The organism is Pseudomonas sp. CP4, from assembly GCF_047758505.1.
Lineage (GTDB): Bacteria > Pseudomonadota > Gammaproteobacteria > Pseudomonadales > Pseudomonadaceae > Aquipseudomonas > Aquipseudomonas fluorescens_AO.
Genome location: NZ_CP180489.1, coordinates 243,537 through 269,150, shown reverse-complemented (window position 1 = coordinate 269,150; position 25,614 = coordinate 243,537). Strand labels below are relative to the sequence as shown.

General features: G+C 57.4%; 25 protein-coding genes and 1 pseudogene. 11 read left to right on the top strand and 15 right to left on the bottom strand.

Translation table 11 applies throughout. From position 1 onward, the window contains the following. Nucleotides 1–170 precede the first annotated feature (170 nt). Nucleotides 171–800, top strand: a complete 630-nt coding sequence (locus ACMYUN_RS01065; protein ID WP_415762486.1) for a glutathione S-transferase family protein — start codon at nucleotides 171–173, stop codon at nucleotides 798–800. Between the two features lie 151 nt (nucleotides 801–951). Beyond that, nucleotides 952–1,872 carry a LysR family transcriptional regulator gene (locus ACMYUN_RS01060; RefSeq protein WP_415762485.1) on the top strand — a complete coding sequence of 307 codons (921 nt, stop codon included), beginning with the start codon at nucleotides 952–954 and terminating at the stop codon, nucleotides 1,870–1,872. A gap of 27 nt (nucleotides 1,873–1,899) precedes the next feature. On the opposite strand, the gene ACMYUN_RS01055 is transcribed toward ACMYUN_RS01060, so the two are convergent. The 3 genes from ACMYUN_RS01055 to ACMYUN_RS01045 form a co-directional block, all read right to left on the bottom strand. Beyond that, nucleotides 1,900–2,676, bottom strand: coding sequence for an alpha/beta fold hydrolase (locus ACMYUN_RS01055; RefSeq protein ID WP_415762484.1), 777 nt, complete (start codon nucleotides 2,674–2,676; stop codon nucleotides 1,900–1,902). A 155-nt stretch (nucleotides 2,677–2,831) separates the two neighbouring features. Then, the gene (locus ACMYUN_RS01050) at nucleotides 2,832–4,073 is read right to left on the bottom strand and encodes an MFS transporter (protein WP_415762483.1); all 1,242 of its coding nucleotides are present in this window, start codon (nucleotides 4,071–4,073) and stop codon (nucleotides 2,832–2,834) included. 118 nt (nucleotides 4,074–4,191) lie between these two features. After that, nucleotides 4,192–5,325 carry a lactonase family protein gene (locus ACMYUN_RS01045; RefSeq protein ID WP_415762482.1) on the bottom strand — a complete coding sequence of 378 codons (1,134 nt, stop codon included), beginning with the start codon at nucleotides 5,323–5,325 and terminating at the stop codon, nucleotides 4,192–4,194. A 274-nt stretch (nucleotides 5,326–5,599) separates the two neighbouring features. Here ACMYUN_RS01045 and ACMYUN_RS01040 point away from each other — a divergent pair, with 274 nt between their 5' ends. Further along, nucleotides 5,600–6,892 carry an Nramp family divalent metal transporter gene (locus ACMYUN_RS01040; RefSeq protein WP_372339889.1) on the top strand — a complete coding sequence of 431 codons (1,293 nt, stop codon included), beginning with the start codon at nucleotides 5,600–5,602 and terminating at the stop codon, nucleotides 6,890–6,892. 42 nt (nucleotides 6,893–6,934) lie between these two features. Here the strand turns inward: ACMYUN_RS01040 and ACMYUN_RS01035 are convergent, their stop codons facing one another. The 5 genes from ACMYUN_RS01035 to folE all read right to left on the bottom strand — a co-directional run bounded on the left by ACMYUN_RS01035 (nucleotide 6,935) and on the right by folE (nucleotide 10,037). Then, nucleotides 6,935–7,738 carry a DUF1206 domain-containing protein gene (locus ACMYUN_RS01035; RefSeq protein WP_415762481.1) on the bottom strand — a complete coding sequence of 268 codons (804 nt, stop codon included), beginning with the start codon at nucleotides 7,736–7,738 and terminating at the stop codon, nucleotides 6,935–6,937. 126 nt (nucleotides 7,739–7,864) lie between these two features. Then, the gene (locus ACMYUN_RS01030) at nucleotides 7,865–8,170 is read right to left on the bottom strand and encodes a DUF6482 family protein (protein ID WP_016774774.1); all 306 of its coding nucleotides are present in this window, start codon (nucleotides 8,168–8,170) and stop codon (nucleotides 7,865–7,867) included. A 14-nt stretch (nucleotides 8,171–8,184) separates the two neighbouring features. Continuing rightward, nucleotides 8,185–8,895, bottom strand: a complete 711-nt coding sequence (locus ACMYUN_RS01025; protein WP_310408600.1) for an SDR family oxidoreductase — start codon at nucleotides 8,893–8,895, stop codon at nucleotides 8,185–8,187. Then, nucleotides 8,892–9,434, bottom strand: coding sequence for a DUF3833 domain-containing protein (locus ACMYUN_RS01020; RefSeq protein ID WP_415762480.1), 543 nt, complete (start codon nucleotides 9,432–9,434; stop codon nucleotides 8,892–8,894). Before ACMYUN_RS01020 ends, ACMYUN_RS01025 begins: the two co-directional genes overlap by 4 nt. A gap of 45 nt (nucleotides 9,435–9,479) precedes the next feature. Further along, nucleotides 9,480–10,037, bottom strand: a complete 558-nt coding sequence (gene folE, locus ACMYUN_RS01015) for a GTP cyclohydrolase I FolE (protein ID WP_039762860.1) — start codon at nucleotides 10,035–10,037, stop codon at nucleotides 9,480–9,482. A 355-nt stretch (nucleotides 10,038–10,392) separates the two neighbouring features. On the opposite strand from folE, the gene ACMYUN_RS01010 reads away from it, so the two are divergent. From ACMYUN_RS01010 to ACMYUN_RS01000, 3 genes and pseudogenes are all read left to right on the top strand, one after another. Next, nucleotides 10,393–10,704 (top strand): hypothetical protein, encoded by a 312-nt coding sequence (locus ACMYUN_RS01010; RefSeq protein ID WP_122880606.1) that lies wholly within the window; start codon nucleotides 10,393–10,395, stop codon nucleotides 10,702–10,704. A gap of 175 nt (nucleotides 10,705–10,879) precedes the next feature. Beyond that, nucleotides 10,880–11,356: a hypothetical protein gene (locus tag ACMYUN_RS01005; protein WP_415762479.1), complete on the top strand. Its 477-nt coding sequence runs from the start codon at nucleotides 10,880–10,882 to the stop codon at nucleotides 11,354–11,356. Between the two features lie 211 nt (nucleotides 11,357–11,567). Beyond that, nucleotides 11,568–11,837: pseudogene (locus ACMYUN_RS01000) on the top strand (potassium transporter TrkG); the annotation flags it as partial. Nucleotides 11,838–11,896: 59 nt separating this feature from the next. Here ACMYUN_RS01000 and ACMYUN_RS00995 read toward each other — a convergent pair. Next, nucleotides 11,897–12,382, bottom strand: a complete 486-nt coding sequence (locus tag ACMYUN_RS00995) for a DUF6130 family protein (RefSeq protein ID WP_415762478.1) — start codon at nucleotides 12,380–12,382, stop codon at nucleotides 11,897–11,899. A gap of 409 nt (nucleotides 12,383–12,791) precedes the next feature. On the opposite strand from ACMYUN_RS00995, the gene ACMYUN_RS00990 reads away from it, so the two are divergent. Beyond that, nucleotides 12,792–13,172, top strand: a complete 381-nt coding sequence (locus tag ACMYUN_RS00990) for a hypothetical protein (protein WP_415762477.1) — start codon at nucleotides 12,792–12,794, stop codon at nucleotides 13,170–13,172. A 71-nt stretch (nucleotides 13,173–13,243) separates the two neighbouring features. Here the strand turns inward: ACMYUN_RS00990 and ACMYUN_RS00985 are convergent, their stop codons facing one another. The 6 genes from ACMYUN_RS00985 to ACMYUN_RS00960 all read right to left on the bottom strand — a co-directional run bounded on the left by ACMYUN_RS00985 (nucleotide 13,244) and on the right by ACMYUN_RS00960 (nucleotide 20,376). After that, nucleotides 13,244–15,634, bottom strand: coding sequence for a TonB-dependent siderophore receptor (locus ACMYUN_RS00985; RefSeq protein WP_415762476.1), 2,391 nt, complete (start codon nucleotides 15,632–15,634; stop codon nucleotides 13,244–13,246). Between the two features lie 121 nt (nucleotides 15,635–15,755). Next, on the bottom strand, nucleotides 15,756–16,736 hold the full coding sequence (locus ACMYUN_RS00980; RefSeq protein WP_415762475.1) for a FecR domain-containing protein: 981 nt from the start codon (nucleotides 16,734–16,736) through the stop codon (nucleotides 15,756–15,758). Continuing rightward, nucleotides 16,723–17,241, bottom strand: coding sequence for a sigma-70 family RNA polymerase sigma factor (locus ACMYUN_RS00975; protein WP_038862146.1), 519 nt, complete (start codon nucleotides 17,239–17,241; stop codon nucleotides 16,723–16,725). The genes ACMYUN_RS00980 and ACMYUN_RS00975 overlap by 14 nt, the downstream gene beginning before the upstream one ends. A 185-nt stretch (nucleotides 17,242–17,426) precedes the next feature. After that, nucleotides 17,427–18,320, bottom strand: a complete 894-nt coding sequence (locus ACMYUN_RS00970) for a LysR family transcriptional regulator (protein ID WP_122706226.1) — start codon at nucleotides 18,318–18,320, stop codon at nucleotides 17,427–17,429. A 95-nt stretch (nucleotides 18,321–18,415) separates the two neighbouring features. Next, the gene (locus tag ACMYUN_RS00965) at nucleotides 18,416–19,156 is read right to left on the bottom strand and encodes an SDR family NAD(P)-dependent oxidoreductase (RefSeq protein WP_415762474.1); all 741 of its coding nucleotides are present in this window, start codon (nucleotides 19,154–19,156) and stop codon (nucleotides 18,416–18,418) included. 323 nt (nucleotides 19,157–19,479) lie between these two features. Continuing rightward, nucleotides 19,480–20,376, bottom strand: coding sequence for a LysR family transcriptional regulator (locus ACMYUN_RS00960; protein WP_415762473.1), 897 nt, complete (start codon nucleotides 20,374–20,376; stop codon nucleotides 19,480–19,482). Nucleotides 20,377–20,879: 503 nt separating this feature from the next. Between ACMYUN_RS00960 and ACMYUN_RS00955 the strand changes: the two genes are divergently transcribed. The 4 genes from ACMYUN_RS00955 (at nucleotide 20,880) to ACMYUN_RS00940 (ending at nucleotide 25,427) form a co-directional block, all read left to right on the top strand. Continuing rightward, complete coding sequence (locus ACMYUN_RS00955; protein ID WP_071172471.1) at nucleotides 20,880–21,530, top strand: hydrolase; 651 nt, start codon at nucleotides 20,880–20,882, stop codon at nucleotides 21,528–21,530. A gap of 381 nt (nucleotides 21,531–21,911) precedes the next feature. Beyond that, nucleotides 21,912–23,624 carry a sigma 54-interacting transcriptional regulator gene (locus ACMYUN_RS00950; RefSeq protein WP_415762471.1) on the top strand — a complete coding sequence of 571 codons (1,713 nt, stop codon included), beginning with the start codon at nucleotides 21,912–21,914 and terminating at the stop codon, nucleotides 23,622–23,624. A 298-nt stretch (nucleotides 23,625–23,922) separates the two neighbouring features. Continuing rightward, entirely contained in the window at nucleotides 23,923–24,501 is a 579-nt protein-coding gene (locus tag ACMYUN_RS00945) for a nuclear transport factor 2 family protein (protein WP_016774755.1), read from the top strand. 233 nt (nucleotides 24,502–24,734) lie between these two features. After that, nucleotides 24,735–25,427 (top strand): hydrolase, encoded by a 693-nt coding sequence (locus ACMYUN_RS00940; RefSeq protein WP_122507374.1) that lies wholly within the window; start codon nucleotides 24,735–24,737, stop codon nucleotides 25,425–25,427. The last annotated feature ends 187 nt before the right edge of the window (nucleotides 25,428–25,614 follow it).

The following is a 25,614-nucleotide window of genomic DNA, read 5'->3' as shown; positions in this document are numbered from 1 at the left end:
TTTCACTCGATGAAATGATCCCTGCGCGCGCCTAAGGAGGCGGGTGATTATTTCACTGGCTGAAATGCTCGATTGTATTGGCTGAGGATTCCGCGATTTGCGGCGGGGGAGCAGGATGAGCCCCATCGACACGATCAGCGGGTCGACCTCAAATAATCCAGGAGCACGTCATGTCCCACTCAGCCGTCAAACTGTACCGCCATCCGTTGTCCGGCCACTCGCACCGAGTCGAGTTGATGTTGTCCCTGCTGGATGTGCCGACCGAACTGGTGTTCGTCGACCTGATGAAGGGCGCGCACAAAACGCCTGAGTTCCTTGCGCTCAACCGTTTCGGCCAGGTGCCGGTGATTGACGACAACGGCACGGTGCTCGCTGATTCCAACGGCATTCTTGTGTATCTCGCCGGCAAATACGGCAATGGTCAGTGGCTGCCGAGTGATCCGGTCGAGCAAGCCAAGGTGCAGCGTTGGTTATCGGTGGCTGCCGGGCAGATCAGCTCCGGCCCGGCGACGGCGCGCTTGATCACGGTGTTCGGCGCCGGTTACGACGCGGCTGATGCGATCAAGCGTTCCCATGCATTGTTGCAAGTGATGGAAGATGAGTTGGCCAACAGCGCATTCCTTGCCGGCGACAAGGCAACCGTCGCCGATGTGGCCGCCTACACTTACGTCGCCCACGCACCGGAAGGCAATGTCTCGCTGGAAGAATATCCAAATGTGCGGGCATGGCTTGCGCGGGTCGAGGCGCTGCCGAAATTCGTCGGCATGCAGCGCACAGCGGTGGGCCTGCAAAGCGTTTGATATCAGCACACGCCGAAACCTTGTGGGAGCGGGCTTGCCCGCGATAGCGGTGGGTCATTCAGCATCGTAGTTGACTGACAGGACGCCTTCGCGGGCAAGCCCGCTCCCACAGGGCCGGTGGGTTTTCAAAATCTTCGACAGGTCCCCAGCTATGGATCGTTTTCAGGAAATGCGCATGTTCCTGGCCGTGGCCGAGGAGGGCGGCTTTGCGGCGGCGGCGCGGCGTTTGAACACCTCGCCCCCCAGCGTCACCCGCGCCATCGCTGCGCTGGAGCAACGCATCGGCACGCGTCTGTTGTCGCGCACTACGCGCAGCCTGCATCTGACCGAGGCCGGCCATCGTTATCTGGACGATTGCCGGCGAATCCTTTGCGATGTCGACGAAGCCGAAGAAGCCGCTGCCGGCAGTTATCGGGTGCCGTGCGGGCACTTGAGCGTGACCGCGTCGGTGTTGTTTGGCGAGCTGTTCATCGCGCCGTTGCTGGCGCAATACGTCGATGCGTTTCCTTCGGTGCGTCTGAAGGCCTTGCTGGTTGATCGCATAGTGAACATGGCCGAGGAGGGCATTGATGTCGCCGTGCGCATCGGTCATCTGCACGAAAACAATCAGCATGCGATCAAGGTCGGCGAGGTGCGCCAAGTGATCTGCGGCACGCCGGATTACTTCGCCCGGTATGGCCGACCGCAACATCCGAACGAGTTGAGCCGCGCCAATATTGTCATGTCGTCCGCCAGCCATTTGCTCAGCGATTGGCAATTCGCCCACGCCGACGGGCCGTTGAGTTTTCGCTTCGAACCGCGTCTGGTGGTCACCGCGAATCAGGCGGCGATCAACATTGCCAGTTCCGGTTGGGGCATTACCCGCGTGCTGTCTTATCAAGTCGCCAGCCAGGTTGCGGCTGGTGAACTGGAATTGGTGTTGCAGGCCTTTGAGCCGCCGGCGTTACCGGTGCAACTGGTCTATCTGAAACATCCGCGCGTACCGGCGAAGGTGCGCACGTTCGTGGACTTTCTCAACGAGCGGCTACAGCACCATCCAGCGCTGAAAGCCGTGAACAGGGTTCACGGCTAACGCTTCAAGGTTCAACTCAGCGATGAATCACTTCGCCGCAGCAGCGGTTTCGATCAGGCTGGCGACGGCTTTCGGGTTGGACACCATCACCACGTGCGACGCGCCTTTGACCACTACGGTCTGTTTGGAGTGCGCGCGCTCGGCCATGAACGCCAGGGCTTGCGCCGGGATGTTCTTGTCCTGATCGCCGTAGACGAAGTACGACGGCACGGTTTTCCACGCAGGCTCAGTCGCGGCTTCGTTGAGCGCGGCGACGGTCACCGGACGTTGGGTCGCGGCCATCAGCTTCGCATCGGCCTGGGAAACATCGGCGGCGAACTGATCATGGAATTTATCCTGCTGGATGTACAAATCCTTGCCACCATCGGCCAGCTCAACCGGGGCCGACAGGGTCGGGCCAAGGGTGCTGCCGGGGAAACGCCCGGACAATTCAGCGGCGGTTTCACCCTTTTCCGGGGCGAACGCGGCGACGTATACCAGCGCTTTGATATTGGCATTGCCGTAAGCGGCTTCACTGATCACCGGGCCACCGTTAGAGTGGCCGACCAGCACCACCGGGGTTTTCACGCTGGCCAGCACATCCGCCACCGATTGCGCATCACCCTTGACCGAGCGCAGCGGGTTGGCAGCGGCGATCACCGGGTAGCCATCCTTCTCGAGAATCTTGACCACGCCGTTCCAACTGCTCGAATCGGCAAAGGCACCGTGCACCAGCACTACGGTAGGTTTAACCGGCGCAGCGAACGCGGCGGTAGCACCGAACATGGCGGCGGTAAGGGCGAGGGTAGCGAAGACTTTGTTCATGGTGATGTCCTGTCGTTTGATTAGGGTAGGAATGGAAGCGACAGTGGTATTTAGCGCGCTAAATGTGTCAGTTATGTGTGCGCACGGCCGAACTTCGCATGCGTGTGTATCTTGGTTGGCGAAAGCTACACGCTGATACAAACGTCGCCGATTGCTCAGCTTTGACCCATAACTGCAGCGGACTGGAATTTCTCAGTCGGCTGCAGTGTTTCCGGAACACCAATCAACAGCAGCAGAAACGCCGCCGCTGCAACACCAGCGAGGGTGAGGAATGCTGCGCTGTAACCCGCAGCCTCGACGACGAAACCGGCCAACCCATTGCTCAGCGCCGCGCCCAGGCCAAACGCTGTGGTCAGCGCGCCGAGGCTGACATTGAAATGCCCGGAGCCGAGGGTCAGATCCTTGACCATCACCGGGAACAGCGCGCCGAACAACCCGGCGCCGACGCCGTCGAGCAACTGCACGGCGACCAGCCAGTACGGATCATCCGAGAACGTGTAGAGCAACCCGCGCAGCGGCAGGATCAGAAAACCCGCCAGCAATAACGGTTTGCGCCCCCAGACATCGGCTTTCGCACCGGCCAGCAGCGCCATCGGCACCATGACCAGTTGCGCGGCGACGATGCACGCCGAGGTCAGCGGCGTGGCCATGTGCAAGTTGGCTTCGGCGAGTTTCTGGCTCACCAGCGGCAGCATCGCCGCGTTGGCCAAGTGGAACAGCGCGCAGCACAGGGCAAACATCAGCAGCGGGCGATTGCTCAGCAATATCTTGAATCCGGACGGCTGATGGCTTTGATCGCCAGGCTGCAAACCGCGCGCGACGTCGTGATCTATCGCTTCTGCCGAAACGAACAGCACGGCAACTACGCTCGCCAAGGCCATGACGGCCATCAGATAAAACACCGCCACCGGACCGAACAGATAGGCAAACAAACCGGCCAATAACGCCGCGCAGGCGTTGCCGGCATGGTTGAACGTCTCGTTGCGGCCGGTGCGCCGGGTGAATGCACGCGGGCCGGTGATGCCCAGCGTTATCGCGGAAATCGCCGGAGCGAAAATAGACGCTGCCGCCGCGCTCAAGGCTTGGGTCAATGCCACCAGACTGAATGAAGAAATGAACGGCAGCAGCAGACAACTCGCCGCGACCAACAGCGCGGCGATGATGACCAGCGCCCGTTTCGCCCGACTGTTGTCAACCAGCGCACCGGCCGGTGTCTGCGTGATCAGTGCAGCGATACCGGCGAGAGTCATGACCACGCCGATGCTGGACGGGTCCCAGTGGTGTACGGCGAGCAAGTAGATGGCGAGGTACGGCCCGAGGCCGTCGCGGACATCGGCGAGAAAGAAATTCAGACTGTCCAGCGAGCGGTTGTTGCGGCGATCGAGATGGCTGATCACGGTGGGCAGTCTCTTGAAAGTGAGGCCTGCGAAAATGTATCAACCTCGGCAATCCTAATGACCGAAGCGGCAGGGGATTAGTTGCAGAACGGCGGAGCAGTTGCTGCTCCGCAGATATTCATGCGTCAGGCGTTTGCAGTATCTCGATCCACAATGCGCCTTTGCCGGATGCCGCTTCACCGACACGCTTCAACGCGCCATCCTTGCTCACCGCGTACGTACCGACCTTGGCACTTTTCTCGCCGGTCACCAGCAGCCAGTGGCCATCGGGGGAGAAGGCGATATTGCGCGGCTGCTGTTCCTGTACTGGGTAGTTGTCGAGAAACTTGAGCCCTCCCGAGGCCGGGTCCACGGCAAAAGCCGAGACGCTGCTGCTGGTCCGCTCGCTCATCAGCAGCAGTTTCCCGTCCGGCGACATGCGCAGGTCAGCGGCCCAGATACGTGGGGTCGGGTCGTCTTTCAAGTCGTTGTTGCGCGCATCCCGAACTTCGCCGTGGGCCAGCTTCAAACGCTGGGGAATGCCATTGGCCACAGCGATTTCGGTCAACGCGCCGCTGGCGTTGTCGATTGAAAACGCAGTCACGGTGCCGCTCATTTCGCCCACCACGTAAAGGAATTTGCCGTCCGGCGAGAATGCCAAGTGCCGAGGGCCGGTTTTCTCCGGGACGCTGACCGAGCCGCTGCCGATCGGGCTGAGCTCGCCGGTCTTGGCGTCCAGGCGATATTGCAGCACCTTGTCAGTGCCCAGATTGCCCGCATAGGCAAAGCGGTTGCTCGGCTCGGTGCGAATCGAATGCGCATGCAGGCCGGTCGGGTAGCGCAGGATATTGGCGGAAGGTTGATGATCTTCGCCGATGTTTTGCACGCTGAGGGTATCTGCGCCGTACGAGGCCGCGAGCAGGTAGCGTCCTTTTCGGTCGGTCGACAGGTAGGCCATGCTTTCTGCCAGGGGGGCCTGGGTAAATTTTGTCAGGTGACCGCTTGTGGGATCGATCCGATAACCCACGACCTGGAAGGGCTTGACCCGCAAGGCTGCAAAAAGCACCTTGCCGTCCGGGGTGAGGGCCATGGGATTGACTTGATCACCCGCCTGGACCTGTTCGATGAGGGTGAGTGCGCCGTTGTTTTGATCGAGGCGGTATTGCGAGATCAGACCGTCGCCGGGGCTTGAAATGTAAGCGTAAGTAGCGGCATTAGCCGTCACGCTCAACGTGGAGGCGAGCGCAGCGATCAAGAGGGTTGTTTTCATCATTTCCAGCCTTATTGTTGTTGTGATCAGTCATCCTATGAGTGATTGGCTAGGGCATCAACGGCTTTTTAGTAGCCCCGCAACGTCGCCAAAGCTCATTAGCATGCGCGTGCTAGATGATTTTTATCAGCAGAAATGATCGGGATGGAGGCTAATCAGGGAGGTTTGACACATTTTTACATACTCTCCCGTTAGCGTTGTTGTACGACATCCTACCTAATGTGCGCACTGCAACAACTCTCACAAAAACAATAACGGAGATACCCCTATGACGAGCATGGCTCCACTCGATCATCAGGCCGCTGCGAAACCGCAAAACCTGTTCCTGCGCACGCTGAAACTGCTCGGCCCCGGCATTATCGCCGTGCTGTCGTGGCTCGGAGCGGGCGATCTCATCACGTCTTCAGTGGCCGGTGCGAACTACGGCTACGCCATGATGTGGGTGCTGGCAGTCTCGTTGTTGCTCAGATACCTGATCGTCAACATCATTGCCCGTTTCCAGCTGTGCAATAACCAAGGCATGACCATTCTGCAGGGCTATGCCCAGCTCAACCCGGTGTTCGCCTGGTTCATGCTGGTTTATGCCCTGTTGATGGGGCACCTGATGAACGCCTACATGATCAAGGGGGCAGGGGAGTCGCTGGCGATGCTGTTCAAGATCGATCAGCCATTACTGTGCTCGGTGGCGGTGGTGCTGGCGGTCTGGATGCTGGTCGGGCGCAACATCTACACAATGATTGAAGGCGTGATGAAGCTGCTGCTGGCGATCATGACCCTGGCATTCATCGCCTTGGCGGTGATGTCCGGCCCGGATGTGAGCGGCATCATCAAAGGCACCATCGGCTTCAGCATTCCGCCGGACGAAGGCGTGCATGGCGCGTTGTTGGTAGCGGTTTCAGTGATCGGCGCGGTTGCCGGTTCGATTGCCAACTTCGTGCACCCCTATGTCATGCGCCAGAAAGGCTGGACCGGGCCGCAGCACAAGCGCATTCAGCGTAACGATCTGCTGTTCGCGGTGTTTGTCGGGATCATCATCAACCTGGCGATCTGGATCGTCGGTGCGGAAATCCTGCGCCCCAATGGCATCGAGGTGAAAACCCTGGCTGACTTGGGCAAGGCGCTGGAAATCTACTTCGGCCCGATCGGCTGGTACGTGTTCTTCATCGGTGTGTTCGCGACTTTGTTTGCCAGCATTTCAGGCAAGACCACGGCGTTTCCGATGCTGATCACCGATGCCTTCCAGCATGTTCGTCCTGAGCGTCGCGAGAAGTACGGCAAAGAGTTCCATCATGACCCGATGCACAAGTGGTTCATGCTGTTCATCCTGGTCACGCCGCTGATCTGGTCGATGCCGGGGATGCCGGATTTCGTCACCCTGACCATTGGTGTCAGCGCGTTGAACATCATTGGTCTGCCGGTGATTTCCCTGGGTTTGCTGATCATGTCCAACCAGAAATCGCTGCTGGACAAGCAATATCGCAACAACCTGTTTGAAAACATCGCGCTGATGTTTGCTACAGGTCTGGCGCTATGGGTAGCGTTCCAGTTGGGCGTTGATCTGTTTACTTGATGGGAAGCAGTCGAGGGGGCGCACGCCCCCTCGAATGGCCGCTTACAGCGGCACATCCATTTCGATCCGGCGCCACGCGGCTTCGGAAAAGCTGTACACCGAGAAGGCGATCAACCCCAACGCCATCAGCATCAACAGCACGCCGCCGGCCGGCAGATTCTGCACAGCATCCAGCGCTTCCTTCATGCCGGGTGGATTGGTCGCTTGATAAACCGAGCCGCTGACCGCCATCAACACTGCAATCTCGATAAACACCACGCCGCGGGCGATCAAGCCAAACCGCGACACCGGGCGCACGTAGCGCATCACTTCGTCATCCGCTTCGAAATATTTCTCGAACGTAGCCTTCCAGCCTTTGATGATGTGGGCGATACCGACACCCAGCGGGATCAGCGCGATCAGGTAGATCAACAGGTTGGAATGCTCGAATGACAGCAGCTGCGCGAGCAGATCCTTAGTCTTGCCATCGCCGGAACCGCCCGAGCTCCGGAGACCACTCACCAACAGGCCCAGGGCAAAGAAGGCCAGCGCCGCGTTGACCAGACCGCCTGCGAACAAACCTGCGCGAATGACCAGGCCTTTGAAATCGGTGCCGTGGTGGTCGACATCGCGGATCGCTTGCAACGCACGCCAGGCGGCGAAGGCCAGCAGGCCGGCGACCACAACACCAATCAGCACGTAGCCGAAGGGCTGGCTGAGCAATGCTTCAAGGCTCTTGTGGCTGTCTTTCGGTTTGGTGGAATCGTGCGCTGCCAACAGCGCGAAAATTCCGATGATCAGGTACAGAACGCCGCGCGCGGCGTATCCGCCTCGGGCAAGCAGGACAAGCGTGTGTTGAGTGGACATGGGTTTTACTTCCAGGGAATCGATGTGAAGCAGACCCGTGGACGGGGCAGGGGTTCGATAAATGCGTCGCCCGTGGGCGACGCGCGCCTGGTCAGCCTGCCATGCAGCGCTTGCCTCGCTTCGGCGTCATAACGGCGTGGTCAGCGAAAATGGAATGCGCAGCTCTTCGACCGGCCCTGAATCCCGGCCGCACATTTCGTCGTGCACGCATTGCTGCACCAGCACGCAGGGAAACGCCGGCACGGTTTGCAGCAAGTCGCGCAGGTGGGTGATCGAACGCAGGTGCATTGGCTTGGCCGCGTCATCGAGCAAGGTGAACTGGCCTTGATCCACGCGAATCCTCGCCAGATAAAAACCACCTTCGAGTGACAGCAGCTCCAGTTCGCGAACTTCACTGTTGGCCGCACGTTCGGTGAGGGTTTGCAGATTCATGCTTCACTCCTTGCCTACCAGGGCAGGCGTTCTCCATCGTAGGCGAAGAAATGGCCGCTATCGGCCGGCGTCAGTGTGTCAATCAGACTCAGTAATTGCGCAGCGGCAATGTCTGCCGGGCGGGCGCTTGAGGCTCCGCGAAAAGGTTGCGACAACGGCGAGACCACCGTGCCCGGGTGCAGACTGAGCAAGCGACTCTGCGGCCGAGTGCGCGAAAGCTCGATGGCGGCGGTCTTGATCAGCATGTTCAGCGCAGCCTTGGAGGCGCGGTAGGCGTACCAGCCGCCCAAACGGTTGTCGCCGATGCTGCCGACTTTTGCCGAAAGCATCGCCATCGCTCCTTGAGGTGCAAGCAATGGCAGAAAGTCGCGCAGCAGCAATGCCGGCCCCAGCGTGTTGACTTGAAACACGGCCTGCAGCGACTCGGCTTCGAATGCGCTGTAGCTTTTTTCCGGCTTGATCCGGTCACGATGGAGGAGGCCGGCCGCGTGAATGATCAGGTGATAGGGCGCTTCGCCTGCCAGTTCGGCGGCGGCGCTGGCGATCGTTTCGGGCTGCTCGAGGTCGAGCTTCGGCACGGTTTTGCGTCCCAGCGCACGGACGCTGGCGCAGCGTGGATCCTGGTTCAAATGTTGGCAGAACGCCGTGCCGAGGGCGCCACTGGCACCGATCACCAAGGCGCGATAACCGTCGCCGAACGAGGCCAGGGTCAACCCACTGCTCATGGGTTCGCTCCAGCGTTCTGGCGCCGGAAGAACACCGTCACCTGACCGACTTCGAAGCCCCACTTGGACATACGGGTGCGGTTGATCAACGTATCTTCGTCGACCAGGTACATCCAGTCGTCCATGCTCATCTCGTAAGTCGAGTCGTCGACCGGCAGATTCAGGCGATAACGCCAGTGGAAAGTGTTGCCTGCGATCTGGCCCTGTGCGACACCGACCACATCGTGCGCGCGACCGCTCCACTGACCATTGCCGCCAGGAGTGAGGGTCCAGACTCGGCGTTCATGGGTGCCGTCGCTGTAACGGAAGCGCTCGTCGAGGATCAGGTTTTCACCCTCACGACGGCTGGCAATATCGACCTCAAAGCGCTTGACCACTTCGCCGTTGCGCTTCTGAAACATCCCCCAAGCTTTGACGGGCTGGCTGAAAAACTGCTCTAGACTCAATGCCGGTTGCTGATCGGCGTAACGAGCAACATCGACACTGCCGCAGCTTGCAATGCTGAGCGCCAGTCCTAACAGCAGCAGAAATCGAGCCATCTTCCTACTCCTTGAGCTTGTACAGTTAACAGGCTGTGTATAGGCCTAACGCCGGCCGATGAGCTGGAGAAATTCCTGCCGCGTCGTCGAGCTGTCGCGAAAGGCGCCGAGCATCACAGAGGAGGTCATGATCGAATTCTGCTTGGCGACACCGCGCATCATCATGCACATGTGCCGCGCCTCAATGACCACCGCGACCCCGGCGGCATCGGTGATCTGCTGGATGGCTTGAGCAATCTGCTGGGTGAGGTTTTCCTGGATCTGCAGGCGCCGCGCGAACATATCGACGACCCGCGCGACCTTCGACAGCCCCAGCACCCGGCCAGTGGGGATGTACGCCACATGCGCCTTGCCGATAAACGGCAGCATATGGTGCTCACACAATGAATAAAGCTCGATGTCGCTGACGATCACCATCTCATCGCTCTGCGACTCGAACAGCGCACCGTTGGTAACGTCTTCCAGGCTCATCGCGTATCCGTTGCACAGGTATTGCATCGCCTTGGCGGCGCGCTGGGGCGTATCCAGCAGACCCTCGCGCTCAGGATTTTCACCGACGCCAACGAGGATTTCACGGTAATGGCTGGCTAGTAGTGGGCTCATTCGGGTTACTCGTGGCGGTGCTGAGTCGGGACCAATGTCTGACGAAAAGGTTGTACGCATACAGGTTGCCTGTATAGGTTTTATGAAGATAGGCTGAAAAGGATCAGCTGACAACGCATCGGTGGTTTTTTTGTGCGGGTTTGGGATTTCAGGCAGGAAAAACCTGGGGCCAGGGTTGGTGAGTGGCTTGCTTGGGGCCGATGTAAGAGCGTCTCAGCTGATAGCTGCCGGTGGCGGATGGTAGCTATCGGCCAAATGCGGACGCCCAACGCATTTTTTTCCAACCCAAAGCGGTCATCATCATGTTCAAGTATTATTGCGCCGATGCTCGGACTGTTCATAGGTAGGTTGATGCATGGCCAGAAGCGTTAGGCTTCAACAGAAACTTCATTCAAAGTATCTCGTTGAGGTAGCGGGAGAGGTGGTGCTTGATGACTGCCTTGTTGAAAAGCTATGGGCGCTCAACAGAGGTGACAGGTTTGAGTTGAATTCACGCTCCTTCGGTTTTGGACCTGTTCAAAAATACCGCTTGGAATACGCGATAACGAGAGGCCCCATTCCTGGGCATTGGCTCTACAAAGAATTTGACCCAAAGGAACTGACGTTATTTTTTACGGCAAAAGACTTTGCCGGCATTTGTCATGGCTGGACCTTGTTTGACGAGTGACCATTCACGGTTCGCTGCCTGGGAGGCAGCTTCTGGCCAAAAGCAGCCGTCCACGCATGGCCTTTTCCAGCCCCAAAAGATAATAATCGGAGCGGAGACGGCCTATTGAAAATTGGCTACATGGCTGAATACGCCTCTTCTTCAGCATTCCATTATCGACATCAGAGTAAGACTCATGGGCGCGCCCATCATTATCGGCAACAGCTATGACCTCTGGGTCAGCAACAGCATGAAAGATACTTTTTGCGAGGTACTCACCGCTGTCGCGGCCTTGGAAGGCCATAATGTGAAGGCCATATATGAGGAGGCACCAGGTGTGGCCGGCACCTATGGTGTTCCAGGCGTGGGTATCCTTCTCGACGAGTTCTTTCTCTATCTTGGTGGATTTTCCGGCGTTCGACGCCACCTCGATGTTTGCCGAATACGGCTAGACGAAGTCAGAGAATCTTGCGGACTGTCGCCAGTTGCTGCCGCACGCATGGCACACGTACTGGCATGGGCCGCATACCATATGGATGGCAACCCGATCCCTGTAGGCGGCTCTTCTATGAGAGCTGGCCCCCTGACGAAGCTGAAACAAGGTAATACCCGCCTGCTTTCGGCCAAAAACAGTCATTCAGGTATGCCGATAAAAACCCATAATCGGCCATAAGTAGATGGATGGAGATTTATTGCCTCAGCGAGCTTGCAAGAGCGAGCCAACCAGCGAGCCTTTGACCTATCGAGTACTCGACACGCTAGCTTGTCTGGACGGGTTTTAAGGTTGGCAGAGTTCATGGGTTGCCATAATCGGATGCACGAGAATCGGCCACGAGAAAAAATACAACGGCCATCCCATCGACGAGGAGATCGTCCGTTCGCTGCTGACCTTCTCGTTTTTTTTCACCATCACGATTGCCGCCATCGCTTTGGGCCTGGCGCTGATCGGGCTTGATTGGATTACCGCCCTGAGCGGCGCCGCTACGGCGGTGTGTAACGTCGGCCCCGGCCTGGGCACAATCATCGGCCCGGCAGGTAATTTCTCGTCACTGCCCGATGCGGCCAAATGGCTACTCACCGTTGGCATGCTGCTAGGCAGGTTAGAGATCCTGACGGTGTTGGTGCTCGTGAACCCGGTTTTCTGGAGATATTGAGCCAGGCAGTCGTTGGCAGAGACGCCGATCGTTGCCTGTTTCGGTGAATAGCACGGCGGTCATGGTTTTACCGCGTGATCATCGTCAGTACGGGGAGCGTCCATCGGTTTCTTCTCCGGTACTGTAAAACTCACTGTCGTACTGGTGATGATCTGGTGCGTCGGGTCGGCCACTTCCAAGAGAACCTTGTGATGACCGGGCGTTAGCCCGACCAGGATAATCGGGTCTTCACTGGTGTGCGCCCACGTACCTTTCCAGTCATCGACGCTCACGTGAAGGTGACCTAAGCGTGGCGATACCTCAGCAGCCACTTTGCCAAATACCGGCATGATCCTGGCGTGCTCTGTTCGAAACTGGATGATGACCACTCCACGGGCGAGCGGCTCGGCAAGCGGCGGGTAGGCAATGAGTCTCGGCGCACTTTCGGATGCCAAGGGCAGTATCGCCGGTGGAGGATCGCTGTCTGCTGCCCCTTGTCCGAGCACGGATGTGCAAAAGCAGACACCCACAGCCAGGGCCAATAGACTTCCGGGAGCGAGGGACATGATCTGGTTCTCCGCGTTATTTGATTGAAGCGTAGATCAAGCTGGGTATTGCCCGCTGCTCATTTGAAACTGGAATCATCTAACGTATTTCATCGACACTGACTAGCCGCTTCTGGGCGATCTCCGTGTCACGGATCGCCAAATACCCAAAAGCGGCCACCTTGTGTTTGTGTACTATCTGAATTCGCTAGCGCCAGTGAGCGCGGGTCTCGATACCCGCTTTGTCACCTTTATCTGATGACAGTCCAAGTCGACCTCTGCCGAATAAGCCCCGGGGGGAAACGGGACCACCCAATCAGAAGCTCCTTTCGAACCATAGCTGTCGCTAAACAGCAAATCTGCCAAAATGCTTTCTAACAGGCTTGTCCTGAATCCATCGCAAAACCGAAGTCACGAGTACTTTGATCCCATGGCCACACGTCTTAGTGATGCCGAGCTTGATTACGTACTGGGGATGATTGAGAAAGCCCCAAACACCGAATTAAATGTCATGTGTGACCACCTGCAGATCGACAGCCGCGATCTTCTCAATCAGTTGGCGATCTCAGTGGGAAGACTGTTTATCACCGGCGGCCGCGATTTTCATTACTGTGATGAGGTGATGAATATTGTCATCAGCGATATCGTCGATCTGTCCTTGTACGCAGAGATGCCCGAGCCGGCATTTTCGATCTATCAGGCATTTGATGCGGGCGAGTATTGGCACAGCGGCGATGACCGGGAGGTATTCCCTTGGGAGAGGTGGACCCGTCCTGAGCTCGAGAGAATTTTGCGTGAGGTCAGCGGTTGATAACCAAGTCGAAGGTGCCCGCGATAAAGCGGGCACCGTTTCCTTTACGAGAAAATAGGCTACCCGCCTAATTACCAGTTGTAGCTCAGCTTGGCGGTAATCTCGCGGCCCGGGTTGTAGAAGTTCGCGGTGCCGGAGCCGACCACGTGCTGTTCATCCAGCAGGTTGCTGACATTCACCGCCAGGTCGGTGCCTTTGGCGATCTTGTAGTTGAAGGCGGCGTCGAACAGCGTGGTGCCATCGCTTTTGCCGGAGTTGGCTGCATCGAAGTAATAAGCGCCGACGTAGCGCGCACCCAGGCCCACGCTGACATCAGTGGCGGGTACGTCGTAGTAACTCCAGAGCGAAGCGGAATGCTTGGGTGCCGTGGCGAACTCGTTACCCTTCAGGGAACTGCCGTCGTACAACGAACCGCGCAGTACCTCGGACTCCATGTAGGAATAGCCACCGATCAGGCTGAGGTTCTGCGTCACCTGCGCCTTGGCCTCCAGGTCGAGGCCGCGTGCACGTGATTCACCCACCGTCTGCTGTTCGATGATGCCGCTCGGCAGCACCACGGCGATGGTGACGTTTTCCTGGGTCAGGTCATACACCGCGGCGGAGAACAGTGCGTCCATCCCCATCGGCGCGTACTTCACGCCCACTTCGTACTGCCTGCCTGTCTGCGGTGTTACGCCAACCTGCGGCGGCGAGACGGATTCGACCATGCTCACGTAGGTTGATACTTCATCGTTGACGATATAGGTCAACGCACCTCGGTAGGAGGTTTCGGAGAAGTTGTCTTTCTCAGTGGATTGCAAGCCTTTGCTGGTCAGGTCCATCGAGTCGTTGCGCACGCCCCCGGTGACGATGAAACGCTCGTAGAACGACAGGTTCTGCTGAAGGAAGACGGCCTTGGTGGTTGCGTCTCGTTTGTTGACGGCATACGGCGCGATTGAGCGTGGAACGCCAGTAAACACGGGGTTGGCAATGTCGATCGGGGTTGTAAGCGCGTAGACCGAGCTTTCCTTGGTGGTCGAATCGAGATACTCCACGCCCACCAGGCTGCTGCTGTCGATGTTCTCGAAGCGGGCATCGTATTGCAGCATCAGATTGCCGTTGAACTGGTCGGCGTCAGTGTCCGTTCCAAACAGGTATCGATCGACGCTGGTACCGACACGTGCAGCGCTGTCGCTGAGGTACACGTAGCCAAAATCATCGGTCAACTGGCTGTAACGCAGATTGCTGCGCAGCACAAAACCGTTGTCGAAATCATGGGTGATGTTACCGCTGAGGCTGGTGCGCTCGACATCGTGGAAGTTGTAGCTGGGCTCGCCATAAAACTTGCTGCGGTCGTATTCCCGATCCAGCGGATAGCCGCCGCTGTTGGGCGAACTTTCAGTTTTCAGGTAGTCCAGAATCATCGTGGCCGACGTGTAATCCGTCGGTGCCCAGGTCAGGCCACCCATAAACAATTGGTTGTCGTCCTGCGAGTGGTCGTATTCGCGGTCGCTGTTCTGGCCTTTGGCAGTAAAGCGGCCGGCCAAGGTTTTCTCGTCGTTCAGCGCATCGCCGACATCGATGCCGGTCTCGACATGATCAAACGAACCGTAGGTGACATAGCCTTGGCCAAACTTCTCGAAGCGCGGCTGTTTGGTCACGAAATTCACCGAACCGCCCGGGTCGGCAGGGCCGAACAGCGTGGAGTTGGCGCCACGCAGGATCTCGATGCGCTCATAGGCGAACGGATCTTCGCGCACGCCACGCATCGAACTCAGGGTCAAGCCGTCACGGTAGGTGGTGGCCTGGAAGCCGCGGATCTGGAAATAGTCGTTGCGATCATCCGTACCATAGAAATCACTGACCACGCCCGGCGTGTATTGCAGCGCTTCTTCCGTGGTGCTGACGCTGCGTTGCTGCATTTCCTTGTTGGTCACCACCGACACCGATGCCGGTGTATTGAGAATGCTGGTTGCCACCTTGCCGCCCACCCAGAGTTCCTTGGCCACCACCGAGTTGGCGTCGTCGTCGGCACTGACCCGGACCTTGGCATTGATGATGAGCGGGGCGAGACGGTAATCCTCAACAGCCGTTGCGTCGAGCTCCAGCGGGCCGGCGGTTTTTACTTGAGGGGTCAGCAGGTAAGCATTTGGGCCTTGCTGTTCGATCTGCAATTCGCTGCCCTGGAGCAAGGATGACAGCGCTGCGGACGTATCGAGCGCGCCATTCACGCCAGCCGTGGTGCGGTTCGCCACACTCGAGGCGTCGAAGGAAAGACTGATGCCAGCCTCGCGCGCAAAGCGGTCAAGCGCCGGCGCCAGTGGGCCGGGGGCGATGTTCCACTGTTTAACTTGATTGCTGTGGTCAGCGCCCGAGGTTTGCGCCAGCGATGGCAATGCATAGCTGCTCACGATCAAACCCAAAATCGCACCGTGCATGGCACGACTTAACGGATGGCGCTGCGAAACAGGGGACGAACTCATTTTCTCGCTCCAAGAAAGGACATCGGCAGACTGGCCTGTATTCCGGCCTTCCTTACAGGTCGAACGAGAATGAGAAACCACCTCATTATTTTTCAGGTAGCAGAAAAATATTCAGGCGGACTCAGGTGGCAGCGCTCACGGTGACCCAATAACGGGTTCGGTAATCAATGTGCAGGCGCAGTGACTGCGCGATCAATGCCAGGACCCGATCGTTGTCGGCGAGCTGGAAAGTACCGGAAACGCGTCGATCAGCGACCTCTTCGGCGCAGCGCAAGACTCCTGGGCGATAACGCGACAACTCCGCGATAAAGTCACCAAGGCGCATGTGGTTCGCACTGATCACTCCGTCACTCCAAGCCCATAGATCAAGGCCGATGTCCCTGAACGCTCGGGCGCCGTTTGATGTGAACAGCAGTTGGTTTCCTGCCAGAACGTTGCGGCTCGCAGACGCTTGACCGGAACCGGGAAAAACCGTGACCGATCCTTCCTGAGCTGCGACCAGAGTGCCGTCGTCACGCTCGCGCACCAGAAAGCGCGAGCTGTGGGCTCGCATGATCCCGTCGCGTGATTGCACCCACAACGGTCGCGCTTGCGGCGAGTGTTGATCCGCGCCGACATTCACGATGATTTCACCACGGCGCAGGATGATCAGGCGTCGCTGGGGGTCGAACTCGCTGTCGACGGCGCTATCGCTATTGAGCTGGATAAGGCTGCCATCGTCGAGTTGGAAATGTCGCTGCTCACCGGTGCTGCTGCGCTGCTGTGCAAGCATGGAGGGCAGGGGGGTGTAGTCGCGGCCGAGCCAGGCTGCCGTGCCAACAGTCGCCAATATGCCCAGTAGCTTCAGGCTCTCCCGCCGGCGCATTCCATGCCGGGCGCCCTTAAGGGTTTGTCGAGCCAGATGAGCTGGCACGCCTTCGAATTCATCTCCCAGCGTTTCCACACGCTGCCACGCCAACGCATGCTCCGGGCGCTGCTGCAGCCAGTGCTCGAAAGTGCGCTGTGTCTGTTCATCGGTTTGATTGAAGCGAAGGCGCACCAGCCATTGGATCGCCTGCTCGACAATGGCCGGATCCAGCGCCTCGGGCTCAGGCCTCGACATAACGCAAGCGATAGCAATGTTGCAGGGCTGTGGCCAGGTCGCGTTCCACCGTCGCGCGGGAAACTCCGAGCTTTTCGGCGATTTGCGCGCAGGTCAGACCGTCGAGTCGGGCAAATAAAAACGCCTGGCGTACTCTTGGTTTAAGCGAGTCAAGCAGACGGTCTATGCGCTCGAGCGCATCGAGAATCATCAGCCGGCTTTCTTCCGATGGAACCTCGTGTTGAGGCAGCAAGGTGATGCTTTCCAGGTAGGCACGTTCGAGTTCGCGACGACGATACTGATCAATCATCAGACCGCGGGCAATGCTGCTCAAATAGGCGCGTGGCTCGCGCAGGGCGCCGGACTGATGACGGTGTTTGAGCACACGCACAAAGGTGTCCTGCGCCAGATCTGCGGCATTATCGCGACAGCCAATGCGTCGGACCAGCCAGCCCTGTAACCACGAGAAGTGGGTGCGATAGAGCAGCCCTGGATCTGCAGTACCTAGTGTTTCGTCGCTACGCATCGGCATCCCGGGACATACATGATTGATAATGAATCGCATTCTACTCAGGCGATTGATCTTAGGCAAACATGCGCAGCTCAGCGCCTGCATGCAGGCGAATGGCATGGTTGTGCAGGAACTACGAGTGGAAGATGCGTCCGGCAATTGGATAGATTGAACGCTCGCCGTCCCGAGTGGCTTGCCTTCTAAAGGGAGAGGACGTTGCCCGGGCTCACATCTGCGAACCAATCGACCAGCATGTCCGTCAGCACCCGTATCTTTCGCGCAGGGTGCTGGCTTTGGGGGCGAACAATGTAAATACCCGCCGGAACAGGGGGATATCTGTGCATGACGGACACCAATGCGCCAGATTTGATGTGCTCGTCGATGACGCTGTCAGAAAGGTACCCAAGACCCAGACCTGCAACGGCTGCCGCGGCGAGCGCGACAGGATTGTCAGCCTTGAAGCGCCCTTGGGGATTAACCATGATGGACTTTTGGCCATCCATAAACCGCCAGGTTTCCGCACCTTGCATAAGAGATTCATGCGCAAGAATCTCGTGGGGAGCCTCTGGCGCTCCATGTGTACTCACATAGCCTGGGCTTGCCACGAGTTTGCCGTGAATGCTACCCACACGCTTTGCGATGAAATTGGAGCTCTGTAAATGGCCGACCCGAATAGCACAATCGAAGCCCTCGCCAATCAGATCGACGATACGATCGCTGTAACTTGCATGAATGTGCAGGAGAGGGTGGCGTCGCCCCATTTCAGCAAGCACGGGGGCAATATGTGTCGGGCCGTACGAGATCGGTGCTGCGATCCGGAAGCGGCCTCGAAGGTCTCCATCTGGAACAATGGCGTCCCTGGCCGCGTCAAACTCAGCGACGATCCGCGCCGCATACTCTCGCAAGGCGGCTCCCGCTTCGGTGACAGCAGCACCACGGGTTGTCCTGGCCAATAGCTGCACACCCAGTTGGGTTTCCAACTTCAGAAGCCTGCGGCTTATTATCGATTTCGCAACACCCAGTCGCCGGGCCGCCGACGAAACACCGCCCGCGTCGGCTACCTCGACGAAGGTTCGAAGATCATCAATATCCAATGCTTCCTGCCTTTGCAAATGGCCATTAGTGCGTTTCAACCCCTGACCAACAGTCCATGGCAGACGTCCACTGCGGACAGCTGCATGAGCGTTAGTCAAGCGATCGCACCGCCGTCCACGGTCAGGATGGCGCCAGTGATCAGGCTCGCGGCAGGACTGGCCAGATAGACCACCGCACTCGCAACCTCGCGAGGCTCGCCAAAACGTCCCAGGGACGACAGGTTCCGCTGAAAGTCGCCGGCGGGGCCGTCGGCTGGATTTGCGTCGGTGTCGACCGATCCCGGCTGAACAAGATTAACGGTTATGCCGGTGGGGCCGAGTTCACGTGACAAACCCCGGGTGAATGCGAGCAACGCCGACTTGGACATTGCATAGGCTGTTACACCCGCAAAGGGCACCCGCTCTGCCAGTCCCGAGCCAATTGTGATGATTCTTCCGCCAGCGGGCAGATGCGGGATGACCGCCTTTGCGAACAGGACGGGGCCTCGCACGTTGATATCCATCAGTGCTTGATAGTCGTCTACATCAATGTCGGCGATCATTCCCTTCAAGCCGATAGCCGCGCTATTGACGAGAATATCGAGGCCGCCCAGCGTCGAGATGGCCTGCGCGACTGCGCATTCAATGGCTTGCGGGTTGGCACTGTCGGCTTGAATCGCGATAGCACGACGCCCTTTATCAGCGATGAATTTGGCCACTGCCTCAGCTTTTTCCGTCGACTGCTGGCAGGTGAACGCAACATCGGCGCCATTCTCTGCCAGTGCCACTGCGATAGCGGCGCCGATCCCGCGAGCTCCTCCCGTCACCAACGCACGTTTTCCTTCCAAATCGATCATTACTCACCTGTCTGGCATGCAGTTATTTGGCCGCGCGCATTCACCAGGGATGGTGCAAGCGTGCCGATACGGAGGCGGATATTAGGGATCCACTTCCTTGGTTTGTAGTCTCGTGGGTTGTATTACTGTGTCGCACAAATCGGAACATCCAACCGGGTGTTGGCGTTATTCGCGAGTGAGGAATGAAACTTTGGAGAAATATTCGGGTGCGCTGATCAGGACTGGACGTATTAGCCGCGATAGCTCTGATGGATCAATAAGTAAGCCTGGTATCCATACTTTGCTTTCAGGACTCACTCGAAGGGAGCTTGCAATCGGGTCTTTCAGCTCTGTGGCGACTCAGGAATATGTGCCGCCTGGTCGCAGTATTCAAGCAGCAATTCGGTGAGCACCCTTATCTTTCGCGCAGGGTGCTGGCCTGGCGGTCGAACTACATAAGCGCCTGCTGGAGGCGGCGGATAATCCGTCATGATCGCTACAAGTGCGCCGCTCGCCAAATGCTCATGCGTGACCCAGTCAGGTAACCAGGCAATGCCGATGCCGGCCAAAGCTGCGGCCAGCAATGCGGTGCCATTGTCGGCTTTAAACGTTCCCTGCGGGCGCACCGTAACCATCGTGTCACCATCCATGAATGACCACGATTCATTGCCTTGCATCAGTGCTTGGTGGCTGACGACTTCGTCGGGTGTTTCGGGCGCTCCATGCGCCTTGATATAGACGGGGCTTGCTACCAATTGGCCAAAGATCGGTCCGATACACCGGGCGATCATGTTGGAATTGGGCAGGTAGCCCACCCGTATCGCGCAGTCATACCCCTCGGCGATGAGGTCAACGAAACGATCGGTGTAGTTCGTTTGCACATGAAGCTGTGGGTGACGCCTGGCCATTTCCGCGAGGATCGGCGCGAAATGTATTGGCCCCAAAGTCAGGGGCGCGGCGATCCGCAGGCGGCCACGAAGCTCGCCGGAAGGCAAGATCGCATCGCGTGCCGACTCGGCCTCAGCGCATATTCTGGCGGCGTAGTCGCGGAAGGTCGCCCCAGCTTCGGTAAGGGCCGCACCGCGGGTGGTACGCGCCATCAGTTGCACGCCCAGCTCTGCTTCCAGGCGGGCAAGCCGGCGACTGACGATAGATTTCGACATGCCCAGGCGCGTTGCCGCACGGGAAATGCCGCCGGCATCGGCCACTTCTACAAAGGTTTCAAGCTCTTCTATATCCATTTCCACGTTCCTTTTTTTGCCACGCAGCTACGCACGGAATGCGACTACCAGAACGTACATCTGAACTGCACATTACGGAGTTCGCGCCTTGGCGCCAATAGCGGTTCCCGGGGACGCCCTGATCTGTGCGTACATGGGGCCGCTTTTCGAGCGGCCGGCAGTGCGTGCGAGTGTCGACAAGCTGCTACAGGATGTATTGCGGGAGCGTATACGGGTTGTCATTGAACGGGCCTTTACCCTATCGCAGGCTGCTGCGCATGACTTCGCGGAGCGAAGCAAACCGCTGGGGCGCGTCGTCATGAAGCCGTGAAGCCATCGCCAGAGAATGGGAGCAAAAACCGTGGCGTTCCTCATTGCGCGACACAGTTAGTCATTCGCTGCTACTACCCGAAGGTTTGAGGGCGCTGCACAGTGCATGAGGCATCGCCGCTCATAAGGCGCGCTGCACGGAAACTGATCCCGCAAATAAACGTGCCAACCCACGGCAACAAGAGGATGGATTAATGGCTTTTCGTAACGGTCTTGCTTCGCTTCTTCGTCCAGAAGACTCCGTACTTGTGTTGATCGACCACCAGCCTTTTCAACTCACCAATCTCAATAGCCACGATCCGCACGCAGCGGTCAACTGTGCGACAGCATTGGCGAAGGCTGCGAAGGCGTTTAACGTCCCGACCATTCTGACCAGTGTGATTGCCGAGCGTGGCGGTTGGATCTTTCCGCAAATCACCGACGTTTTCCCCGGTCAGGAGGTGATTGACCGAACGCTCATCAATACTTGGGAAGACAAGAAAGTAGTGGACGCGGTCAAGGCAACAGGCCGCAAGCAATTGGTCCTGGCTGGCCTGTGGACTGAGGTCTGCGTCGCCATGCCAGCGATTCAAGCACTAGGCGAGGGCTGGGACGTTACCGTGGTCACCGACGCGTGCGGTGGCGTTTCGGTCGAAGCCCATCAAGTCGCCATCCAACGCATGGTCGGCGCCGGGGCAAATGTCATGACCTGGTTGGCAGTCATGGCTGAATGGCAACGCGACTGGGCACGCCTCGATACGGCAGGCGCTGTAACCGATGTGCTTCTCCAGCATGCTGCAGGTAGCGGCATTGCTTATCTGTGGGAGCAGCAATTGCTCGACACGCCTGTACCCGCTGAAGGTTGATCAGCACGGGAGTGGGGGGCCAATGAAGTACCGCGTTGCCGGGGAGGGCCCCATTCCCGCGTTCATCGACGGCCGATACTGAAGGCGTGCATTCGCAATCTGCTGGGATATTGCGAATGACCAATGCCTAGTCCAACACAGCACATGGCCGGCTCGGGCCAGATCACCAACATTAAGCCTGGCTGTGACTTTGGCGCTTGGTAACTGCCTTCATCTGCCCGCGAAGTCCGTGCACCGTCATGTCTTTGCATCGGGAGGCCCGCTGGCACTGCGTAGCAATGGACTAAAATCCCTTCATATCGCGATCGATTGTTTGGGTGCTTTCACTCGGCGCCACAGCTTGATCAAGACCGCTCAAAACAATAATCGAGGTCTCTCTCAATGGCTGTCAGTTACAACCCTGAGCTCCACTATTCCGGCTTTCACGACCTGAGCGACCAGGTTCGTTTTCAAAGCACGGAAGGCAAGATCTGGTTTGGCGAGCAGCGCATGTTGTTGATGCAGGTATCGGCGATGGCTAATTTTCGCCGTGAACTCATCAATAGCCTCGGCGTCGAGCGCGCCAAGGGGTTCTTCTTGCGCCTTGGCTACCAGTCTGGACTCAAGGATGCGGAAATGGCCCGCAAGCTCAGACCAGACAGTCCGCAGTTGCAGATGTTTCTGGTCGGCCCGCAACTGCATTCCCTCAAAGGTATGGTCAATGCGAAACCCATTCAGTTAGAGCTGGATCAGGAGAGCGGCCATTTTTATTGCGAGCTCGAATGGATTGACTCCTTTGAGGTCGAGACTTGCCTGACTGAAGTCGGCCTGATGGAGGAACCAGTTTGTTGGTGTTTGTTGGGCTACGCCTGTGCGTACAGTTCTTCATTCATGAAACGCGAAATCATCATCCAAGAAACGACCTGTCGCGGATGCGGGGATGAGCGCTGCATCATTATTGGTAAACCTGCCGAGGAATGGGAGAACGCCGCAGAATTCAGACAGTACTTTCAAGCCGACCCAATCATCGAGGAGCTGTATGAACTGCAATCACAGATCAGCTCTCTGCGTAGAAGCCTGGAGAAGCAGGAAGCTCAATTCTATGGAGTAGGGCGCTCGCCTGCCTATTTGAAGGTATGCAAGATGATCGACAAGGCTGCCAAAGGAAAAATTTCCGTCCTGCTGCTCGGAGAAACTGGCGTCGGCAAGGAGGTCATCGCACGGAGCGTGCATCTGCGCAGTGATCGCGCCGAGCAAGCGTTTGTCGCAGTGAACTGCGCTGCCATTCCTCAGGACCTGATTGAAGCCGAATTGTTTGGTGTTGAGAAAGGCGCTTTTACCGGCGCCAATCAAACCCGCCCAGGACGCTTTGAACGGGCCAACGGAGGGACGATTTTTCTAGACGAGGTGGTGGAGCTGACGCCCAGAGCGCAGGCGACATTACTTCGGGTACTGCAAGAGGGTGAACTGGAACGGGTAGGCGATTCCCGAACCCGCAAGATCAATGTGCGAGTCATCGCTGCTACCAATGAAAGCCTCGCCGACGCCGTCGAAGCGGGCCGGTTTCGCGCCGATCTTTATTACCGCTTGAATGTGTTTCCGGTGCAGATTCCCCCACTGCGCGAGCGACTTGAAGATCTGCCACTGCTGGCCGAGCACTTTATAAGCAAGTTTCACTTGCAATATCACAAGCGAACGCTGGGTTTATCAGACAAAGCTCTTGAATTGTGTCGCCGCTACGCCTGGCCGGGGAATATTCGCGAATTGGAAAATACGATTGAGCGTGGCGTCATCCTGACCGACAGCAACGAGACCATAGGCCAGGATGCACTCTTTGCAGTCTTCCCAAAAACAGACGATTCGCACGGTGATCGTCTCAACTCTGATGGCGCGTTGGTTCAGGCTGGCGGTGAAGAACCTTGTCCCGATTGGGTTACGCAGATCTTTGATAAAAACATCAGCCTGGATGCTGTGGAAGAACGGCTGATGCGCCGCGCCATGGAGCTTTCACACCAAAACGTCTCGCAAGCCGCTCGCATGCTCGGCTTGACCCGGCCGGCACTGGCCTATCGCCTGAAGAAAAGCGGCTTGTTGCATGACGAGAGTCTTGAGTGACTTTGCGTGGCGGCCTGGCGGTTCACCGTGGACCACGCTTGAGCTGGATTGATCAAATCAACAAAACCTCGCCGAGACTTCATCAAATGATCAAACAAGCCCCTCGATAAACTCCGAGCCCGATACTCGCGATCTCACATTAAGCTATATGTCATTGATAAATATCGATTTATATAAGGTTTATAAAATTGGCATAGCCCTTGCTCCAGTACCACTTGTCGCTTTTCGACGCGTCGCTATTTGCAACATGGGTTGGATGACCGCGAATCGCAAAATCGTACTCATAAATGGAGAGCTCATGAATACTCGAAGCATCAAATTGATCACTGCAGCAATGGCGCTCGCCTCATGGTTAGTAACAATCACTCCAGCGTCGGCGCAGTCAGCTACTGAAGCGCAATCTGCTGCTTCACTAGCGGTTGTCGTGGAATTCCTGGCCAATACCGCACCCGATAAAGTCGAAGCCGCGGCAATGAGGTTGGCAGCTCCAGACGCCACCTATGTTTCTCTAAACTTTGACAATCCAGAACTCAGAAAAATCATGCCGTGGACCGGCACAAACAAAGGTCCCAAAGCCTTTAGCTCTTTGTTTTTGCAGGTCTCAAACTACTGGAAAATCGAAGACTTTACGATTACTACCAAAATCGCTTCCGGCGAAGATGTCGCGATTTTCGGTAAGTTCACCTACCGCTCCGTGGCGGTCGGACATCTGTTCACATCACCGTTTTCCATCCATGCGAAAGTTCAGGATGGAAAGATGACCTATTTCCAGTTCATGGAAGATACCTACGCGTCTGCCAGTTCGTTCCGGCAGTCCGGTTCATGGACCGTGAAGACATCCAAAGATGCACTTCCCTTCAAGGTGGGAGCGAATTAGCCGCAGATGATGTGCACTTGCAAAAGCAGCTTGGCAAGCGTTTTTCGGGCATTTAACTGAACCCCGCGAACGCGGCTGAACAATGCTGCATTCGTAAATTCAAGGGGCTTTTCGGCACCCCTGAACTCGTCCGGAAAGTGGCTTTTAGCCCTACCAGGACGGGTAGCGTTCTGCTTGCGCAGCCACGCATAACGCCGCTTTCGTATTGCTCTACTTACTAAAGGAAATGCGCCATGTCCAACAAGTACTTAGAAATACTGACCCCGCAAAACAGCCAAGTGATTTTCATCGACCACCAGCCCCAAATGGCCTTTGGTGTGCAGTCGATAGATCGGCAGGTGCTGAAAAATAATGTCGTGGGGTTGGCCAAGGCTGCCAAAGCGTTCGGCATACCTACCACCATCACGACTGTGGAAACCGAGGGTTTCTCTGGCAATACATACCCTGAGTTGCTAGCGGTATATCCGCAGAACAAAATCCTCGAACGTACTTCAATGAACTCCTGGGATGACCAAAACGTTCGTGATGCCTTGGCAGAGTCCGCCATTGCCGGCCGTAAGAAGATCGTCGTATCCGGCCTGTGGACCGAGGTCTGCAACACGACCTTCGCACTGTCCTGCCTGCGCGATACAGACTATGAAATCTATATGGTTGCCGACGCCTCGGGTGGCACCTCGGTCGACGCGCACAACTACGCCATGGACCGCATGATTCAGGCCGGTATCGTACCGGTTACCTGGCAACAGGTGCTGCTCGAATGGCAGCGGGATTGGGCGCGCAAGGAGACCTATGAAGCCGTGATGGGGATCGTGCAGGAACATTCCGGCGCCTACGGGATGGGTGTGGATTATGCCTACACCATGGTGCATAAGGCGCCTGAGCGGGTGCAACATGGCGAGCACATCGGTCCAAACCCTGCTAAATAAATCCGTTATGCAAGAGCTGTCGCGCAGGGCTGACGCGATAGCTCCACCCATCGGCGTTATTGTCCAAAACACGAGGTGGAGCATGAGGATGTATGCAGTTTAAAAGTCCAGTCAGACGTGAGTAACCGGTTCGCAAGGTTCGCTATTCCCTGAAGGCCCTGGAAACGGGCTTTGTATCTGTGAGGCC

Bases quoted from the DNA above. Each gene is read 5' to 3' on its own strand.
- ACMYUN_RS01065 (WP_415762486.1), top strand. From the start codon at position 171: ATGTCCCACTCAGCCGTCAAACTGTACCGCCATCCGTTGTCCGGCCAC.
- ACMYUN_RS01060 (WP_415762485.1), top strand. From the start codon at position 952: ATGGATCGTTTTCAGGAAATGCGCATGTTCCTGGCCGTGGCCGAGGAG.
- ACMYUN_RS01055 (WP_415762484.1), bottom strand. From the start codon at position 2,676: ATGAACAAAGTCTTCGCTACCCTCGCCCTTACCGCCGCCATGTTCGGT.
- ACMYUN_RS01045 (WP_415762482.1), bottom strand. From the start codon at position 5,325: ATGATGAAAACAACCCTCTTGATCGCTGCGCTCGCCTCCACGTTGAGC.
- ACMYUN_RS01040 (WP_372339889.1), top strand. From the start codon at position 5,600: ATGGCTCCACTCGATCATCAGGCCGCTGCGAAACCGCAAAACCTGTTC.
- ACMYUN_RS01035 (WP_415762481.1), bottom strand. From the start codon at position 7,738: ATGTCCACTCAACACACGCTTGTCCTGCTTGCCCGAGGCGGATACGCC.
- ACMYUN_RS01030 (WP_016774774.1), bottom strand. From the start codon at position 8,170: ATGAATCTGCAAACCCTCACCGAACGTGCGGCCAACAGTGAAGTTCGC.
- ACMYUN_RS01025 (WP_310408600.1), bottom strand. From the start codon at position 8,895: ATGAGCAGTGGGTTGACCCTGGCCTCGTTCGGCGACGGTTATCGCGCC.
- ACMYUN_RS01020 (WP_415762480.1), bottom strand. From the start codon at position 9,434: ATGGCTCGATTTCTGCTGCTGTTAGGACTGGCGCTCAGCATTGCAAGC.
- folE (WP_039762860.1), bottom strand. From the start codon at position 10,037: ATGAGCCCACTACTAGCCAGCCATTACCGTGAAATCCTCGTTGGCGTC.
- ACMYUN_RS01010 (WP_122880606.1), top strand. From the start codon at position 10,393: ATGGCCAGAAGCGTTAGGCTTCAACAGAAACTTCATTCAAAGTATCTC.
- ACMYUN_RS01005 (WP_415762479.1), top strand. From the start codon at position 10,880: ATGGGCGCGCCCATCATTATCGGCAACAGCTATGACCTCTGGGTCAGC.
- ACMYUN_RS00995 (WP_415762478.1), bottom strand. From the start codon at position 12,382: ATGTCCCTCGCTCCCGGAAGTCTATTGGCCCTGGCTGTGGGTGTCTGC.
- ACMYUN_RS00990 (WP_415762477.1), top strand. From the start codon at position 12,792: ATGGCCACACGTCTTAGTGATGCCGAGCTTGATTACGTACTGGGGATG.
- ACMYUN_RS00985 (WP_415762476.1), bottom strand. From the start codon at position 15,634: ATGAGTTCGTCCCCTGTTTCGCAGCGCCATCCGTTAAGTCGTGCCATG.
- ACMYUN_RS00980 (WP_415762475.1), bottom strand. From the start codon at position 16,736: ATGTCGAGGCCTGAGCCCGAGGCGCTGGATCCGGCCATTGTCGAGCAG.
- ACMYUN_RS00975 (WP_038862146.1), bottom strand. From the start codon at position 17,241: ATGCGTAGCGACGAAACACTAGGTACTGCAGATCCAGGGCTGCTCTAT.
- ACMYUN_RS00965 (WP_415762474.1), bottom strand. From the start codon at position 19,156: ATGATCGATTTGGAAGGAAAACGTGCGTTGGTGACGGGAGGAGCTCGC.
- ACMYUN_RS00960 (WP_415762473.1), bottom strand. From the start codon at position 20,376: ATGGATATAGAAGAGCTTGAAACCTTTGTAGAAGTGGCCGATGCCGGC.
- ACMYUN_RS00955 (WP_071172471.1), top strand. From the start codon at position 20,880: ATGGCTTTTCGTAACGGTCTTGCTTCGCTTCTTCGTCCAGAAGACTCC.
- ACMYUN_RS00950 (WP_415762471.1), top strand. From the start codon at position 21,912: ATGGCTGTCAGTTACAACCCTGAGCTCCACTATTCCGGCTTTCACGAC.
- ACMYUN_RS00945 (WP_016774755.1), top strand. From the start codon at position 23,923: ATGAATACTCGAAGCATCAAATTGATCACTGCAGCAATGGCGCTCGCC.
- ACMYUN_RS00940 (WP_122507374.1), top strand. From the start codon at position 24,735: ATGTCCAACAAGTACTTAGAAATACTGACCCCGCAAAACAGCCAAGTG.